Annotated in this window: 16 protein-coding genes and 2 pseudogenes; 12 read left to right on the forward strand and 6 right to left on the reverse strand. The window is 70.3% G+C overall.

All coding sequences use genetic code 11. From position 1 onward, the window contains the following. The first annotated feature begins 122 nt into the window (after window positions 1-122). Entirely contained in the window at window positions 123-467 is a 345-nt protein-coding gene (locus C9992_RS17805) for a DUF2200 domain-containing protein (protein ID WP_106816993.1), read from the forward strand. A gap of 52 nt (window positions 468-519) precedes the next feature. Beyond that, window positions 520-897, forward strand: a complete 378-nt coding sequence (locus C9992_RS17810) for a nuclear transport factor 2 family protein (protein WP_106816994.1) — start codon at window positions 520-522, stop codon at window positions 895-897. 25 nt (window positions 898-922) lie between these two features. On the opposite strand, the gene C9992_RS17815 is transcribed toward C9992_RS17810, so the two are convergent. Further along, a complete protein-coding gene (locus C9992_RS17815; RefSeq protein ID WP_106816995.1) occupies window positions 923-1891 on the reverse strand; it encodes an aggregation-promoting factor C-terminal-like domain-containing protein in 969 nt (322 codons plus the stop codon). Window positions 1892-2140: 249 nt separating this feature from the next. Between C9992_RS17815 and C9992_RS17820 the strand changes: the two genes are divergently transcribed. The 4 genes from C9992_RS17820 to C9992_RS17835 all read left to right on the forward strand — a co-directional run bounded on the left by C9992_RS17820 (window position 2141) and on the right by C9992_RS17835 (window position 6255). After that, entirely contained in the window at window positions 2141-3442 is a 1302-nt protein-coding gene (locus C9992_RS17820) for a M18 family aminopeptidase (RefSeq protein WP_106816996.1), read from the forward strand. A gap of 88 nt (window positions 3443-3530) precedes the next feature. Next, window positions 3531-4676 carry a zinc-dependent alcohol dehydrogenase gene (locus tag C9992_RS17825; protein WP_106816997.1) on the forward strand — a complete coding sequence of 382 codons (1146 nt, stop codon included), beginning with the start codon at window positions 3531-3533 and terminating at the stop codon, window positions 4674-4676. A gap of 19 nt (window positions 4677-4695) precedes the next feature. After that, window positions 4696-5277: a hypothetical protein gene (locus tag C9992_RS17830; RefSeq protein ID WP_106816998.1), complete on the forward strand. Its 582-nt coding sequence runs from the start codon at window positions 4696-4698 to the stop codon at window positions 5275-5277. A 246-nt stretch (window positions 5278-5523) separates the two neighbouring features. Then, window positions 5524-6255, forward strand: a complete 732-nt coding sequence (locus tag C9992_RS17835) for an NUDIX hydrolase (protein WP_106816999.1) — start codon at window positions 5524-5526, stop codon at window positions 6253-6255. On the opposite strand, the gene C9992_RS18465 is transcribed toward C9992_RS17835, so the two are convergent. Further along, complete coding sequence (locus C9992_RS18465) at window positions 6246-6824, reverse strand: DUF2510 domain-containing protein (protein WP_235008325.1); 579 nt, start codon at window positions 6822-6824, stop codon at window positions 6246-6248. The genes C9992_RS17835 and C9992_RS18465 overlap by 10 nt on opposite strands. Before the next feature lie 72 nt (window positions 6825-6896). On the opposite strand from C9992_RS18465, the gene C9992_RS17845 reads away from it, so the two are divergent. The 3 genes and pseudogenes from C9992_RS17845 to erm all read left to right on the forward strand — a co-directional run. Continuing rightward, window positions 6897-7298: a PPOX class F420-dependent oxidoreductase gene (locus C9992_RS17845; protein WP_106817000.1), complete on the forward strand. Its 402-nt coding sequence runs from the start codon at window positions 6897-6899 to the stop codon at window positions 7296-7298. A 51-nt stretch (window positions 7299-7349) separates the two neighbouring features. Further along, window positions 7350-8255 carry an arginase family protein gene (locus C9992_RS17850; protein ID WP_106817001.1) on the forward strand — a complete coding sequence of 302 codons (906 nt, stop codon included), beginning with the start codon at window positions 7350-7352 and terminating at the stop codon, window positions 8253-8255. Window positions 8256-8470: 215 nt separating this feature from the next. Next, window positions 8471-9223 (forward strand): annotated as a pseudogene (gene erm, locus C9992_RS17855) (23S ribosomal RNA methyltransferase Erm); the annotation flags it as partial. A 31-nt stretch (window positions 9224-9254) separates the two neighbouring features. On the opposite strand, the gene C9992_RS17860 reads toward erm, so the two are convergent. Further along, entirely contained in the window at window positions 9255-10232 is a 978-nt protein-coding gene (locus tag C9992_RS17860) for an LLM class F420-dependent oxidoreductase (RefSeq protein ID WP_106817003.1), read from the reverse strand. Window positions 10233-10478: 246 nt separating this feature from the next. Here C9992_RS17860 and C9992_RS17865 point away from each other — a divergent pair, with 246 nt between their 5' ends. Together C9992_RS17865 and C9992_RS17870 are read left to right on the forward strand one after the other, a co-directional pair. Continuing rightward, window positions 10479-11087, forward strand: a complete 609-nt coding sequence (locus tag C9992_RS17865; protein ID WP_106817004.1) for a dihydrofolate reductase family protein — start codon at window positions 10479-10481, stop codon at window positions 11085-11087. After that, window positions 11084-12169, forward strand: coding sequence for a DNA glycosylase AlkZ-like family protein (locus C9992_RS17870; protein ID WP_106817005.1), 1086 nt, complete (start codon window positions 11084-11086; stop codon window positions 12167-12169). Before C9992_RS17865 ends, C9992_RS17870 begins: the two co-directional genes overlap by 4 nt. A 6-nt stretch (window positions 12170-12175) precedes the next feature. Here the strand turns inward: C9992_RS17870 and C9992_RS17875 are convergent, their stop codons facing one another. Beyond that, window positions 12176-12502 (reverse strand): DUF7882 family protein, encoded by a 327-nt coding sequence (locus C9992_RS17875; RefSeq protein WP_106817006.1) that lies wholly within the window; start codon window positions 12500-12502, stop codon window positions 12176-12178. Window positions 12503-12615: 113 nt separating this feature from the next. After that, window positions 12616-13557, reverse strand: coding sequence for a helix-turn-helix transcriptional regulator (locus tag C9992_RS17880; RefSeq protein ID WP_106817007.1), 942 nt, complete (start codon window positions 13555-13557; stop codon window positions 12616-12618). Between the two features lie 182 nt (window positions 13558-13739). On the opposite strand from C9992_RS17880, the gene C9992_RS17885 reads away from it, so the two are divergent. Beyond that, on the forward strand, window positions 13740-15425 hold the full coding sequence (locus C9992_RS17885) for a Na+/H+ antiporter (protein WP_106817008.1): 1686 nt from the start codon (window positions 13740-13742) through the stop codon (window positions 15423-15425). A 9-nt stretch (window positions 15426-15434) separates the two neighbouring features. On the opposite strand, the pseudogene C9992_RS17890 reads toward C9992_RS17885, so the two are convergent. Further along, window positions 15435-15921 (reverse strand): annotated as a pseudogene (locus C9992_RS17890) (hypothetical protein); the annotation flags it as partial.

Below are 15921 nucleotides of genomic sequence, written 5' to 3' on the forward strand. Positions count from 1 at the left end.
CGCCCCCGAACCGGCCCCACCCTTCTGACCCGCCGTCGCAAGCGGGCGTCCGCAACGCGCTTCGTACTCCTTCGCGCGGCTCGCCCGACGGCTCGGCCCCCGGACGGGTTACCCTTTCGGGCATGCACCGCATCTTCAACACCACGTTCGCCTCGGTGTACCCGCTGTACGTGACGAAGGTGGAGAAGAAGGGACGCACCGCCGCCGAGCTCGACGCAGTGATCGAGTGGCTGACGGGATTCGACGATACCCGGTTGCGCCGCCACATCGCCGAGCAGACGACCTTCGAGGACTTCTTCGCCGACGCGACCCTGAACCCGAACGCCTCGGCGATCACCGGAGTGGTCTGCGGGGTGCGCGTCGAGCAGATCGAGGATCCGCTGATGCAGCAGATCCGCTATCTCGACAAGCTCGTCGACGAACTGGCGCGGGGCAAGGCGATGGAGAAGATCCTCCGCGCCGGCTGACGCCACTGCACAACCCCTTGCGTCGACGGATCCGCCCGTCGACGCTCGAACCATGACCATCGACATCGCAGAGCTGCTGCGACAAGAGCAAGCAGGCTGGACTTCGCTGTGCGACGGGTCGGGCGACACCTTCTACCGACGCATCATGACGCCCGACGGCGTGATGGTGCTCGCCGACGGATCGGTCCTCGACCGCGAGGGGGTGGTGGAGTCGCTGCGCGACGCTCCCGCCTGGAGCAGCTACGAGATCCGTGACGAACGAGTGGTGCCGGTCAGCGATGACGCCGCGGTCCTCGTCTATACCGGACGGGCGTTCCGTGCGGCCGGCGGCCCCGCGTTCGTCGCGGTGATGTCGAGCCTGTACGTGCGCGACGGCCACCAGTGGCGGCTCGCCCTGTATCAGCAGACGCCCGTGCCCGAGGCCGAGTAGCCCCGGGCGACGTCGGCTCGACGGATCAGTACCAGCCGGTCGACTGCGAGTGGTTCCACGCGCCGCACGGCGTGCCGTAGCGGCCCGAGATGTAGCCGAGGCCCCACGCGATCTGCGTCGCCGGGTTCGTCTGCCAGTCCGCGCCGGCGCTGCTCATCTTGCTGCCGGGCAGTGCCTGGGGGATGCCGTAGGCGCCACTGGAACGGTTGTAGGCCTGGTAGTTCCAGCCCGACTCCTTGTTCCACAGCGACACGAGGCATCCGAACTGGTCGTCGCCCCAGCCATAGCTGCCGAGCATTGCGCGAGCGGTCGCCTGCGCGTCGGCCGGGCTGGTGCCGCCCACCGCACCGCCGGTCGCGAAGACGGGGCGGGGCGCCGAGGAGGTCGAGGACTTCTTCGCCGCCTGGGCGGCGGCGGCCTCCTGACGCGCCTTCTCCTCGGCTTCCTTGCGCGCCTTCTCCTCGGCCTCCTGCTGAGCCTTGAGTGCGATCGCGGCGTCGAGCTTGCCGCGCAGACCCTGCGCCTGCTCGTTGACCGACGACGTCAACGTCGTGACGGCTGCCGTGAAGTCCTCGGCGTAGGCAGAGGGGAACGCCTGTGCGCGCTGCAGCTGCTGGACAGCCGACTCCAGCTCCGTGGTGTCGATCGTGGTGTCCGGCGTGCCGACGTCGAGGCCCGACGCGGCGATGTCTGCGGTCACCGTCGTGGCGGCGGCGACCGCGGCGTCGGCCGCTGTGACGGCCGTGTCCACGGCCGTCTCCGGCGAGACTTCGGCGTCCGTCGCGGGCAGAGAAGTCGTGTACGAGGCGAGGGTGAAGTTCGGGACCGATCCGGATGCCTCGGCCTGCGACGCGGGTGCCGCGGTGGTGAGGGCGGCGGTGGCCAGCAGGCCGACCGCGAGGGTCGCGGCCGCGACGGCGGGACGGCGACGGATGCGGCGTTCAGCGCGGCGGAGCGTACGACGGGCGGGCGGGAAAGACGTGTGGTTGCGCATGAAAGACCGGGTTCCGTATCAGCGAGATGCGCCTTCGGGTGGGCGCGTCGTGCCCGTTCGGGCGGGCACAAGTCCCCGAGTCAACCCGTCGATTCTGGACGGTTCCGGTGCGTTACCTGAACGTTACATGGGAGCCGCCTTTCGCGAAAAGGCCAGATCACGAACGTGAGAATTCGCTCATCCGGCATCGCGGCACCGCCGCGAACTACGATCGAATCATCCTCACCCGACCGCTCAGGAGGCTCTTCCGTGCCCTCGCCGACCCCCGCCGCGTCCACCGACGCGCTCGCCCACGCCGCTGATCTCGGGGCGTTCGTCGCCGCCTCGCCGTCGAGCTTCCATGCCGCAGCGGAGGTGGCCCGCCGACTCGAGGCCGCGGGCTTCAGCCGCCTGGATGAGCGCGCCGCCTGGTCCGCTGCCGCGCCGGGCGGGTATGTCGTCGTGCGCGATGGGGCGGCGATCGCCTGGGTCGTGCCTTCGGGAGTCACCGCGGCCACCGGCGTGCGCATCTTCGGTGCGCACACCGACTCGCCCAGCCTCAAGCTCAAGCCCCAGCCGACGACCGGTCGGCTGGGATGGCTGCAGGCCGGCGTCGAGATCTACGGCGGCCCGCTCCTGAACTCATGGCTGGACCGGGAGTTGCGCCTGGCGGGCCGTCTGGTGCTCGACGACGGCAGCAGCGTGCTGGCCGCAACGGGACCTCTGCTGCGGCTGCCGCAGCTGGCGATCCATCTCGACCGCGAGGCGAACGACCATCTCGCTCTCGACAAACAGTCGCAGACCCAGCCGGTCTGGGGCCTCGGCGCGGCGGAGTCCGCCGATCTCCTCGCCGAGCTGGCGGGCGCGGCGAATGTGGACGCGGCGCGCATCCGCGGCTACGACATCGTCACGGCGGATGCCGCGCGGGGCGAGACCTTCGGCCGCGACGACGTGTTCTTCGCGTCCGGCCGCCTCGACGACCTCGCGTCGGTGCACGCGGGCGTCGTTGCGCTCGAACAGATGGCGGCGGGCCACGACGGCGACCACATCGCCATGCTCGCGGTGTTCGACCACGAAGAAGTCGGCTCCGGCACCCGTTCCGGCGCAGCCGGCCCCTTCCTCGCCGACGTCCTCGAACGGATCAGGCTCTCGCTCGGGGCCGACCGGGAGCAGCAGCTCCGCTCGCTCGCGGCGTCATGGTGCGTCTCGAGCGACGTCGGCCACTCGGTGCATCCGAACTACCCCGAGAAGCACGATCCGGTGGTGCAGCCGGTGCTGGGGTCCGGCCCGATCCTCAAGATCAACGCGAACCAGCGCTACGCCACCGATGCCGTGGGAGCGGCGGCGTGGCACGGCTGGTGCGCGCAGGCAGGGGTGCGCAGCCAGGAGTTCGTCTCGAACAACGCCGTCCCGTGCGGCTCGACGATCGGCCCGATCACCGCGACCAGACTGGGCATCCCGACCGTGGACGTCGGCATCCCGATCCTGTCCATGCACTCCGCCCGCGAACTGGCGGGCGTCAGCGACCTCTGGGATCTCACGCGGGTGGCCGAGGCCTACTTCCGCGGCTGATGCCCTGACACGTCGACGCGCTGAGCGCAACCCCCTGCGCGTTCTCGCCCGCTCCGGTGAGGGTGTCGTGAGACACCTGGAGGCGCGAATGAAGGCGATGACGTACCGCGGGCCGTACAAGCTGCGCGTGGAGGACAAACCCGAGCCGCGGATCGAACACGCCAACGACGCGATCGTGCGGGTGGAGCTCGCGGCGATCTGCGGGTCGGATCTGCACCTGTACCACGGCATGATGCCCGACACCCGGATCGGACACACCTTCGGCCACGAGTTCATCGGCACCGTCACGCAGGTCGGCGGCTCGGTCGAACGACTGCGCGTGGGGGACCGGGTGATGGTGCCGTTCAACATCTACTGCGGCTCCTGCTTCTTCTGTGCGCGCGGCCTGTATTCCAACTGCCACAACGTCAACCCGAACGCCACGGCGATCGGCGGCATCTACGGCTACTCGCACTCGACGGGCGGCTATGACGGCGGCCAAGCCGAGCTGGTGCGCGTGCCGTTCGCAGACGTCGGCCCGACCGTCATCCCCGATGACATCGCCGATGAGGATGCCCTGATGCTCACCGACGCGTTCTCGACCGGGTACTTCGGGGCTCAGCTCGCCGACATCGTCGAGGGCGACACCGCCGTCGTGTTCGGGGCGGGGCCGGTGGGCCTGGCCGCTGCGCGGTCGTGCTGGCTCATGGGAGCCGGCCGGGTGATCGTCGTGGACCACCTCGACTACCGACTGCAGAAGGCGCGCGAGTTCGCATTCGCCGAGACGCTCTCCTTCGCTCAGGTCGGCGACGTGGTGCGTGAGTTGAAGCACATGACCGAGGGGCTGGGTGCCGATGTCGTGATCGACGCGGTGGGCGCCGAAGCCGACGGGCACGTGATCCAGCACGTCACGTCGGCCAAGCTCAAGATGCAGGGCGGCTCCCCGGTCGCGCTCAACTGGGCCATCGACTCCGTCCGCAAGGGCGGGACGGTCTCGGTCATGGGCGCGTACGGGCCGCTGTTCAGCGCCGTGCGCTTCGGCGATGCGATGAACAAGGGGCTCACGCTGCGGATGAACCAGGCGCCCGTGAAACGGCAATGGCCGCGGTTGTTCGACCACATCCGCTCGGGCTACATCCGGCCTCGCGATCTGATCACGCACCGATTCCCGCTGGACGAGATCGCCGAGGGCTACCACGTCTTCTCGGCGAAGCTCGACGACATCATCAAGCCGGTCATCGTGCCGGCATCCTGACACCATCGCTGGAGACGACATGCCGTACACAGCCGACAAGCCCGGATCCACCCCCTCGGCAGAAGAGCTGCGCGCACGCATCCCCGGCTGGGGTGCGGACCTGGATCCCGCCGTCCGCCCCGCTGTCCCGCGGGAGCAGCCGGGGATCGTCACCGGAGCGCACTGGACGATGCCCGAGCAGCAGCCGGGCGCGGCGGGCCGTGAAAAGTCCGTCGAGCACGAACGCGTCACGCCGGTCTTCGGCACCGCTCAACCCCTGCACGGCCTGGCCGGTCGGGTGCGCCGCTTCGCCTACGACACCTACAGCGAGGGGCAGACCGCCCACTGGCTGCTGCTCGTGGTCGGGGACCGGCTCGACTCAGCGACCGCGCACGCGAAATCGCTGCTGTCCCGCCGCCCCGATGACCCGATCACGCAGAGCGGCGTCCTGGGCGAGCGCGGTCACCGGCCGCTCGCGTCGCGCTTCGGGCGGGGTCGCGCCGACCTCAAGCACGCTTGGCTCGACCCGATCCTCGTGCTCGGCCCCTGGTTGCTGGCCGCGACGCTGCTGTTCCGGGTGGGCCGGGCGATCGTCCGTCCCGCCGGCAGACGGCGCCCCTGACCCGGCTGCCGCCCGGCGTGCTGCTGCCGGGGGTGCTGCTGCGAGTGCACGGCTTGTCTACGAGCGCACGGCTTGTCGCGGCATCCAGGTCGTGCACTCGACGACATGTCGTGCACTCGCGCCCGAGTGCGGGCGCAGCGGCTGTAGGGCGGGACGGATGCCGGGGGCCGCGGCCGCGGTGTTGCTGCGCGTGCACGGCTCGTCTACGAGTCGTCCGGTGTCCGACGACCGGCGTAGCCTGAGTCCATGCGCTCCGACCTCGCCGACAAGGGCGCCAGGGCTCAGCTGGCCGCGCTGGCCGAACTCGGCGCGGATGGTGAGCCGCTCATCAACCTGCCGTTCGCGGACGGATCCCGCGCGGCGGCCGTGCTCATGCTCTTCGGGGTTCTGGATGCGCTGCCGAGCGGCCACGACGCCCGCGCGCTTCCCGTCTCGCGCGATCTCGACGTCCTGCTGCTGTCCCGGGCCGCGACGCTGCGCGCGCACCCCGGTCAGATCGCGTTCCCGGGCGGTCGGATCGACCCGGGAGACGGAGACCCGGTCGCCGCGGCCCTGCGCGAGGCGCGAGAAGAGACAGGCCTCGACACGACGGGAGTGGAGGTGCTCGGGGCGCTGCACGAGATCCCGCTCGCGTTCTCACGGCACCTGGTGACACCGGTGCTGGCGTGGTGGCGGCATCCGTCACCGGTCCATGTGGTCGACGAGGCCGAGTCGGCCGACGTCTTCCGCCTGCCTGTCGCTGATCTGCTCGACCCCGCCAACCGCGGTGTCACGGTGGTCCGCCGCGACGGGCAGGAGTTCCGCAGCCCGGCCTTCCTCGTGCCGTATGCCGGAGGTGAACGGCTGGTCTGGGGGTTCACCGCGCTGCTGCTGAACGGGCTGTTCGACCGCGTCGGCTGGACGGAGCCCTGGGATGACACCCGCGAGGTGCCGCTCGACGTCGTCGCCGCCGGGGCAGAGGCCTACCGTCACCCGTAGCGGTAGTGCTGCGCGCTGGTGCCGACCCACGCGGCGAAGCGACGCGCCTCCGTCTCGCGCGCCGCGGGGAACGGCGCCACCCAGACCTGCGACGGCGACGCCACCACGAGGTGGGGGCGGGCCCGGTCGATCGCCCGGTGGAGCGTGTGCGGCGTGATCGGGCCGCCGGTGCCGATCATGCGGCGCTCCACCGCTGCACGGGTGAATGACGGTCGCCGCAGCAGGGCATCGCCGGAGTCGACGGATGCCTCGACCTCGCCGACGGGCAGGCTCAGGTCGCCGAAGTGGATCCACCGCCCGTCGATCACGACACCCGCGAACTCCTGCTCCTGCCCGCTGTACCTCACCTCCCGGGTCCAGCGGTGCCCGTCCCACCAGCGCGTGCGACCGCGCTGGTCGTCATACCAGCCCGGCTGCGCAGGTCCCGATGCGGGGGGACCGGCATCCGTTCGCAGCTGGACGTCACCCTCGCGCAGATCGATGTACTGCGGGGTCCACCGCTCGCCGTCCCACCATCGCTGCTTGCCCGTGCCGTCGTCGTACCACCCGGGTGCCGGCTGCGTCGCCATGATCCGAGGGTAGTTCGTGACGCGGTGCCGGTGTTCGACGGCGAGGGGCGCCGACGGCGGCAGACTGGGGGAATGCCTTTCGTCGACGACATCGTCCCCGCCGCCCGCCGCCATCTGCTCGACCAGCCGGTCTACGCCCACCTGGGAACCATCCGTCCGGGTGACACCGTGCAGGTGAATCCGATGTGGTTCGAGTTCGACGGCGAGCATGTGCGCTTCACCCACACGACGTATCGCCAGAAGTACCGCAATCTGCAGCACAACCCGTCGATGTCGCTCTCGATCGTCGACCCCGAGAACCCGTTCCACTACCTGGAGGTGGCGGGCCGGCTCGTCGAGGTCATTCCCGACCCCGAGGGTGCGTTCTACGTCCGGTTGCAGAACCGGTACGGCAACCCGAGCCCGACGCCTCCTCGTGACAAGGCCGACCGCGTCATCCTCGTGATGTCGATCGAGCGGGCGACGACGCAGTGACCGGTCACGCTTTCGTCGATCGTGTCGGAAGGGCCAAGCACACTTGACCCCGTGATCGCGCTCGTCGCCGCCCCCACGAATCTGGGCCTGCGTCCCCCGCAACCTGGCAGCGTGCCCGGGGCGGCGAAGGCGCCCGAGGCGCTCCGCGAAGCCGGACTCCACGTCCGGATGGCGCAGCGCGGCGCCGTCGATGCGGGTGTCGTGCTTCCGGGCCGGTACGTCGACGACGACGCCACGCGGCCGCCCCGCCATGTCCGCAACGAGCGGGCGCTCGTCGATCACGCGCGGCGGCTCGCCCGCCGGCTGGATCGCGTCCGGGAATCCGGTGCGGCGCCGCTGGTGATCGGGGGCGACTGCAGCCTGCTGATCGGCGCGGGTCTCATGACCCGTGGCGGGGCAGGTCGCGGGCTCGTCCATGTCGATGGGCACACCGACTTCCGGCATCCGGCCCTCACACCCGACTGCGCGAGCGTCGCCGGCGAAGACCTCGCGGCGGCGATCGGGCTGCACTGGCCGGCGATCTCCGGCATCGACGGCCGCGGCCCCTACTTCGAGGCGTCCAGAACCGTGCACATCGGATGCCGCGACGACGACGCAGATCTCGAGCTCGTGCAGGCCACGATCGGCGCGGTGATCCCTGCGGCTGATGTGATCCGCGACGGTGCAGCGCAGGCCGCGCAGCGCGCCCGGGCGGTCGCCGACACCGGCGCGGGCTACTGGCTGCAGGTCGACGTGGACGTGCTCGATCCCGAGGTCATGCCTGCCGTCGACAGCCCCTCCCCGGGCGGCCTGCGGGCCGATGAGCTCGTCGAGCTCCTGCGCGGTCTCGCGCCTCGGGCGAGCGGCGCATCCGTCACGGTGTTCGATCCCGACCTCGATCCCGATGGACGATACGCCGAGACCCTCACCGACGTGCTGGTCGAGGGATTCGCCGAGCTCGCAACCGCCTTCGGCTAGGGTGGGAGCATGGGAATGATCAAGAGCGCGCCGACGATGGCGTGCCCGTTCTTCGTCCGCGACCGCCGCGCCTGACGGCGCCTTCGCGGTAGATCGCGGCAGCGCGCCGTCATCCGGGATGCCCCCGCACCCGGTCGCGCGCCTTTTCCGAGCCCAGCCGGGCGAACTCTCGTGCAGCGTGCACCGGGTGCTCCACCCACTTCTCCGGAGCGCTCATGCGAAACCGTTCTGCCCACGGCGGCCGACACGAACTCGGCCAGAACTTCCTCATCCATCGCCCGACCATCCAGGCCATCGTGCGCCTGGCGGCCGCCACCTGCGGCCCGATCCTCGAGATCGGCGCCGGCGACGGCGCCCTGACCGTCCCGCTGTCGGCCCTGGGCCGCGACCTGCTCGCCATCGACCTCGACGAGCGCCGGGTCCGCACCCTTCGCCGGCGGCTGCCGCATGTCGCCGTCGAGCACGCCGATGCCCTGCGGCATCCCCTGGATCGACCCGTGGTCGTCGGCAACGTCCCGTATCACGTCACCACGCCGATTCTGCGGCGGCTGCTGTCGGCTGACTCGTGGCAGCATGCCATCCTTCTGACCCAGTGGGAAGTGGCGCGCAAGCGCGCTGGTGTCGGGGGAAGCACGATGATGACGGCACAGGCCGCCCCCTGGTTCGAGTTCGCCCTGCACGGACGCGTGCCCGCACGGCACTTCACGCCCATGCCGAGCGTGGACGGCGGCATCCTCGCGATCACCCGGCGCGGGTCACCCCTCGTGGACCCGCGTGAACGTCGAAACTACGAGCGGTTCGTGCGAGCGATGTTCACGAGCCCGGGAAGCGGGCTGGCCGTGCTCCTCGAACGCAGCGGCGGGATCGGTCGTGCCCAGGCGCGCCGTGCGCTCGCCCGGCTCGACATCGGTCCCGACAGGCTGCCGCGAGACCTGAACGCCGCGCACTGGGCCGCGCTGTGGCAACTCGTCGCGTCGGGGGCCAGTGCCGAGCGCCCGGTCAGGTCAGCGCGCGCAGACGCTCCAGGAGCGGTCCGGCCGCCTCGGCCAGGAACCTCTCCTGCTGCTCATCGCCGATCTGGACGAGCGCGACGTCGGTGAACCCGGCCTCCAGGTAGGGCCGCACGCTCTCGGCGAGCTCGTCGAGATCCGGCCCGCACGCGATCGACGACGCGATGTCCTCCGCTCGCACGAACTGGCTCGCCGCTTCGAAGCCGGCGGGCGTCGGAAGCTCCGCGTTGACGGGCCATCCGCCTCCGAACCAGCGGAACTGTTCGTGCGCCCGGTGGACCGCGGCATGCTTGTCGGGATCCCACGACACCGGCACCTGACCGATCTTGCGCGACGGCTTCTCGGCGTCGGCATGCGTCTGATCCCAGCCCTGCACCAGCTCGGCCTTCGGCTCGACGGCGATCATGTGGTCCGCCAAGGGGGCGAAGGAATCGATGGACGCGTCGCCCGACACCGCCACGCCGATCTCGACGGGGGTGTCGGGGAGGTCCCAGATGCGCGCCGAGTCCACGCGGAAGCACTCGCCCTCGTAGGTCAGGAGGTCCCCCGTGTGCAGCTCGCGGATGATCTCGATCGCTTCGACCAGCCGGTCCTGGCGGACGTCGACGCTCGGCCAGCCGCCGCCCACGACGTGCTCATTGAGGTTCTCGCCCGAGCCGAGGCCCAGTGTGAAGCGACCCTCGCTGAGGATCTGCAGGGTCGCGGCCTTCTGCGCCACGATCGCCGGGTGGTACCGCGTGGTCGGGCAGGTGACATAGGTCATGAGCCCCACGCGGGAGGTCGCCTGCGCGACCGCGCCCAGCACCGTCCACGCGTAGGGGGAGTGGCCCTGGCTCACGAGCCACGGCGAGTAGTGATCGCTCGACACCTCGAAGTCGAAACCGACGTCCTCCGCGGCCTGCGCGTAGCGCACCAGCTCCCGTGGGCCGCTCTGCTCGCCCATCAACGTGTATCCGAATCGCGCCATCGTCGCTCCTCCGTCTGCCCACGGGCCCCCGGGGCGACGGCCCGTTCCCGGCACGATACGTGTCGCGCCGGAGCCCGCCCCGGGGATTGCGGCGTCGTGGCACGGATGCTACGCACGCGGCTGAACCGGTCGATGGATTGCCCGAGTCCGGATCGCCGGGGGCGCCCGGTGCTTCCTGGGGTGACGTCTTGTCGGCATCCACCACTAACGTGAGGCGCGAACCCGTCGCCACCATCGGAGGTTCCCATGTCGGTTGTCGTCGCCACGATGTCGATCACGCTGGACGGCGTGGGCTCGGGCATCCATCAGAGCCAGGAGCGGCCCTTCGGAGAGGTGCCCGAGAGCGCCCTGCACCGCTGGATGGTCGAGGCACCTGACGAGAACCGCCCCGAGATCGACGCGATCGTCGACGCCGGCGCGTTCATCATGGGGCGCAATATGTTCGGCCCGGTGCGCGGAGAGTGGGATCGCGACTGGCGGGGATGGTGGGGGTCCGATCCGCCGTACCACCGGCCCGTGTTCGTGCTGACGCATCATCCGCGCGCGTTGCTCGAGATGGAGGGCGGGACGACGTTCCATTTCGTCACCGACGGCATCCACGCTGCGCTGGATCGCGCGAAGGACGCTGCAGGGGACTTGGATGTGCACGTGGCAGGCGGTCCGTCGACGACCAACGCGTATCTCGCCGCCGGACTCGTCGACGAGCTGGCGCTGCAGATCTCCCCGAGCGTCGTCGGCGGAGGGCTGCGTCTCTTCGACGGCGTCGGGCCGCTGCGACTCGAGCAGATCGGCGGGCGGTCCACGTCCCTGGTGACGCACGTGCGGTACCGCGTCGTGCCTTCGGAATCCGCGTGACGCCGCACCGGCTCACTCGCGATCAGGCCCGGCGCCTCGTCGTGCGCGCTCAGCTGCTGGATGCCGATCGTCCAGGTGACGTCGTGGAGGTGGCGGAGCAGCTCGGCTACATCAAGATCGACCCGACGGCCACGATCGCTCCGTGCGAGCACACCGTGCTGTGGTCGCGTATCGGATGGTCGTACGAACCGGGACAGCTGCGCAAAGCCGTCGAGCAGGACCGGCTCCTGTTCGAATTCGACGGGACCTTCCGGCCGATGAGCCTGCTGCCTCTGATGCTGCCCGGAATGCGCAGCTGGCCGCAGCGCGAAAGCAGTCGCCAATGGCTGGAGGCCAACGCGCGTTTCCGCGCGGACGTGCTCGCGCGGCTGCGTGCGGAAGGCCCGCTCCTGGCCGCTGAGATCCCCGACACGGCGCAGGTCAGCCGCGCGCCCGACGGCTGGTCGGGATCCAACCAGGTGCCGCACATGCTGGACTTCCTCCTCCGGCAGGGCGAGGTGGCGATCACCGGCCGCGAGGGTCGCCACCGCCGCTGGGATCTCGCCGAGCGGGTCTACCCCCGCGACCTCCCCGAATACGACGACGCCGAGGCGACGCGGCTCCTCGAAGCGCGCCGACTGCAGGCGGCGGGCATCGCGCGACCTCACCGGTACTGGAGCGGAGTCGGCAAGGACACCGGAGAGCCCGCCGCCGTCGAGGGGAGCTCGGTGACATTCCGCGTGGACCCCGACGCGCTGGCGTCGCTGGAGGCCGATGGCGGAGGGCGCGTGGCGTTCCTCAACCCCTATGACAGCCTGCTCTTCGACCGCCGGCGTCTCGAGGAGCTCTTCGAGTTCACATACGTCCTGGAGCAGTTCAAGCCGAAGTCCCAGCGCCGCTACGGGTTCTTCGCCCATCCGATCCTCTTGGGCGACCGTTTCGTCGGGATGCTGGACGCCGAGGTGGACCGCGATCGTGAGGTGCTGAGGATCAACGCGATCCATGAGTTCCTCCCGTTCGAGCCGGAGGAGACCGACATGGTGCGCGCCGAGATCACGGAGCTCGCCCAATGGCTCGGCGTCGCGGTGACCGGGATGCCCTGAAGAGCGTCAGCCGAGCGCTTCGGGGCTGCCGCCGTCGTCGGGCGGCTCGGCGACGATCTGGAGACCGGTGGGGGAGTTGGCCGTGCGCATCAGGGCCTCCAGCCAGGAGCGGTTGATCTTCGCCGGGCGGCCGCCGTAGTACCAGAACACCAGGCTGGCGCCGGAGTGCACCCACACCGTCGTGCGTCCGCCGCCGGTGGAGACATCTCCCTGCCAGGTGAAGTAGAACGGCTCGTTGCGGCGCAGCTTCGTGCCGATCACGACCTGCACGTGCGTGAGAACGCGATCGTCCAGCTCCGCTCGAACCGTTCCCTCGTATGTCAGCCTGCCCACACCGTCTCCTTCAGAGGACTGCGACCCCTCTCCAGACTCTGCGGCAGACGCTCCTGCCAGAGCCGCACACGGCTCGCCGGGCGAAAGCGGCGATCCGAAAACGAAGCGCGGCGTCAGGCGTTGTGCATCGTCTGACGCGGCGCGCGGCCGTAGGCCTCGCGGTAGTGCTTCGCGAAGCGGGACGGGCTGGCGAAGCCCCAGCGGCGCGCGGTGTCGGCGACCGACACCGCCGTCCCCCGCTGCAGCTCGGCATGGGCGCCCGCGAGCCGGAGACGGCGCAAGTGCTCCAAGGGCGTCTCGTCGAGAGCGCGGCGGAAGGCGTACTGCAGCCCGCGGGTCGAGATGCCGGCCGCCTCGGCGACGTCGTCGATCGTGATCGCCTCGTGGGCGTGGGCCTCCATGTAGGCGATCGCCCGGCGGACGCTCCGGGGTGCGGCGCGCCGCTGCGTCTCGCGATCGAGCGCCTCGACGAACGCCGGAGAGAAGGCGGCGAGAGTCGCGTGCAAGGCGTGCCGGCTCAGCTCCGCCTCGATCAGATCCGCGCCGGGGCTCGATGCGAAGGCCGACCCGGCCACGTGCTGGAACACGCGTTCCCAGTGGGCCGCCAGTGCCCGGTCCACGGGCGACGCGCGCAGCGAGCGTCCACGAAGTGCGAAGCGATCGTCGCCGGTCAGCCGGCGGGCGTCCTCCTCGGCGAGAGCGCGATCGAACACGAACGCACGCACCTCCGCCCTGTCATTCCAGCGGGCGTGCGTGGGGCCGTCCCACGCCAGCCAGGGCAGGCCGGCATTGAGGTCTCCGCGAGGGGTGCCCACCCACCCGCCGCGCGATGCGACTCGGCAGGCCATGAGCTGACCATGCGGCTCGACCGCCGACTGCACCGACGCCGAGAGCTCGTACCGGACGACGGAGACCCCCGCCATCGCGGCGGATGTCCATGTGAAGCTGAAGGTCCGCGGATTCACGCGCTGCAGCGCGGCAGAGGGGACGACCTGACGCCACGTCTCTTCGACGGCACCGGCGTCCCGGGACGAGAGCGTCAACACGTCGCTCATCCAGCCTCATTTCTGCGTCTCGCGCGCACGCGATCGCCTCGGGTCCGGATACTCTAACCCGGCGATCGGGTCGGCGACGGGGGCTTGACACGGGGGTCCCGACGAGGCCGTGACGCGGCATCCGGGAATCCCTTCGACCGCTGATCGGTTGCCAGCATCATTGCACCGAAGGGAGTCGCCGCATGAATGGACTGGAGGTCACCGTCCTGCTCGGCATCACGGTGCTCACCGGCGCGATCCTCGCTCCACGCCTGAGGGTGGCCGTGCCATTGCTGCTGCTGGTGGCGGGATTGGCCCTCGGGTTCATTCCGGAGGTGCGTGAGATCGTGCTGCCGCCCGAGACGGTGCTGCTGCTGTTCCTCCCCGTACTGCTGTTCTGGGAGAGCCTCACGACCTCGCTGCGATCGATCCGGCGCGACTTCCGCGGGATCGTGCTCATGAGCACGCTGCTGGTGGTGGCGAGCGCCTTCGCCGTCGCCGGCGTCGCGTACGCGCTCGGACTGCCCTGGGATGCCGCTCTCATCCTCGGCGCCGCGGTCGCTCCCACCGACGCCACCGCCGTGGCGGCACTGGGCCGCATGCTGCCGCGCCGCAACTTCATGAACCTGAAGGCCGAGAGTCTCACCAACGACGGGACGGCGCTCGTGCTCTACGGTGTGGCCGTCGGCCTCGCCGTCGGCGGCCAGTTCACTCCCGTAGACGTCACGTGGCTGGTCGCCGTGTCGTACATCGGCGGAGCCGCCGCCGGTCTCGTGGTCGCCGGAGTGGCATTCCTCGTGATGCGCCGCTTGCGCAACACCCTCAATCTCAACATCGCCCTGCTCCTGGTGCCGTTCACCGCGTTCCTGCTCGCGGAGCTGATCCACGCCTCGGGCGTGCTGGCGGTCGTGGTGGCAGGACTGATCGTCGCGTACATCAACCCCCGCATCAGCACGGCTGCATCGCGCCGACAGGCGGCATGGACGTGGCCGCTGGGCTCCTTCCTCCTCAACGGCTCGCTGTTCGTGCTGATCGGCTTCGAAGTGCAGGCGGTCGCGCACGAGATCCCCGGCCGCGAGATCGGCTGGCTGATCCTGGTCACGCTCGCGGTGTGGCTCGTGCTGTTGGTCGCCCGGTTCGTCTTCCAGACGACGTCGGTGATGATCATCCGGATGCTCGACCGGCGTCCCTCGCAGCGCCTGCGTCGCACGACCTACCGCTCGCGTATCGTGACGGCCGTTGCCGGCTTCCGAGGCGCCGTCTCGCTGGCGATAGCGCTGTCGGTTCCGCTGACCACGAGCGCGGGCGCGGCGCTTCCCGGACGCGACGAGATCATCTTCGTGACCGCGGGCGTCATCGTGCTCACTCTCCTGGTGCAGGGGCCGCTGCTGCCCGCGGTGGTGCGCTGGGCGCATCTGCCCGACGACTCGGCCCTGCAGCAAGAGCTCGAGCTCGCCGAGCGCGCGATCACCGGCGCCGCACTCACCGCCATCAAGGAGCTCGCTCGTGACCACGGCGTCAGCGAAGAGATCCGCGACCGCCTGACGCGGGACTACTACGAGTACTTGGAGCGCAACAACGAGCGCGTGCAGGCGCGGGAACAGGCCCATGTCGACCGCACGATCGCCGATCTCGACAAGATGATGGGCGACCAGGTCGATGCGGCCGCCACGGCGACGGCCGTCATGGCGCCGCCGGCGCCCTTGCCGTCCCCGCGGGAGCGGGACGAGGAGTACTCCCGCCTGCGCATCGCCGTGCTGGACCGCAAGCGGGAAGTGCTCTATCGGCTGCGACGCGAGGGTGCCGTGGACGACGCCGTCGTGACGCAGATCCAGACGCGTCTGGATGTCGAGGAATTGCGGATCACCGGCATCGAGATGCTCGACTGACCCCGCCGGTCAGTCGTGCGTCGGCTGCCATCCCAACGCCGGCGCGACGTGGCGCGCGAAGGACTCGACGACCCGCAGGTTGAACTCGACGCCGAGCTGGCTGGGGATCGTCAGCATGAGCGTGTCGGCGGACGCGATCGCTGCATCCTGCTTCAGCTGCTCCACGAGCTCATCGGGCTCGGCGGCGTACGTCTTTCCGAAGGTCGAGCGCATGCCGTCGATGACACCGATCTGGTCGCCGTCCTGCCGTCCTCCGAAGTACATCCGGTCCTCGGCGGTCGTGATCGGGAAGATCGACCGACTCACCGAAACGCGGGGCTCACCGGCGTGTCCTGCCTTCCGCCAGGCGGCGCGGAACGCGTCGATCTGCTGGGCCTGCAAGAGGTCGAACGGCGTGCCGTCGGCCTCGGTGAGCAGGTTGAACTCGACGCCGAGCTGGCTGGGGATCGTCAGCATGAGCGTGTCGGCGGACGCGATCGCTGCATCCTGCTTCAGC

The sequence above is a fragment of the Microbacterium timonense genome (assembly GCF_900292075.1).
Lineage (GTDB): Bacteria > Actinomycetota > Actinomycetes > Actinomycetales > Microbacteriaceae > Microbacterium > Microbacterium timonense.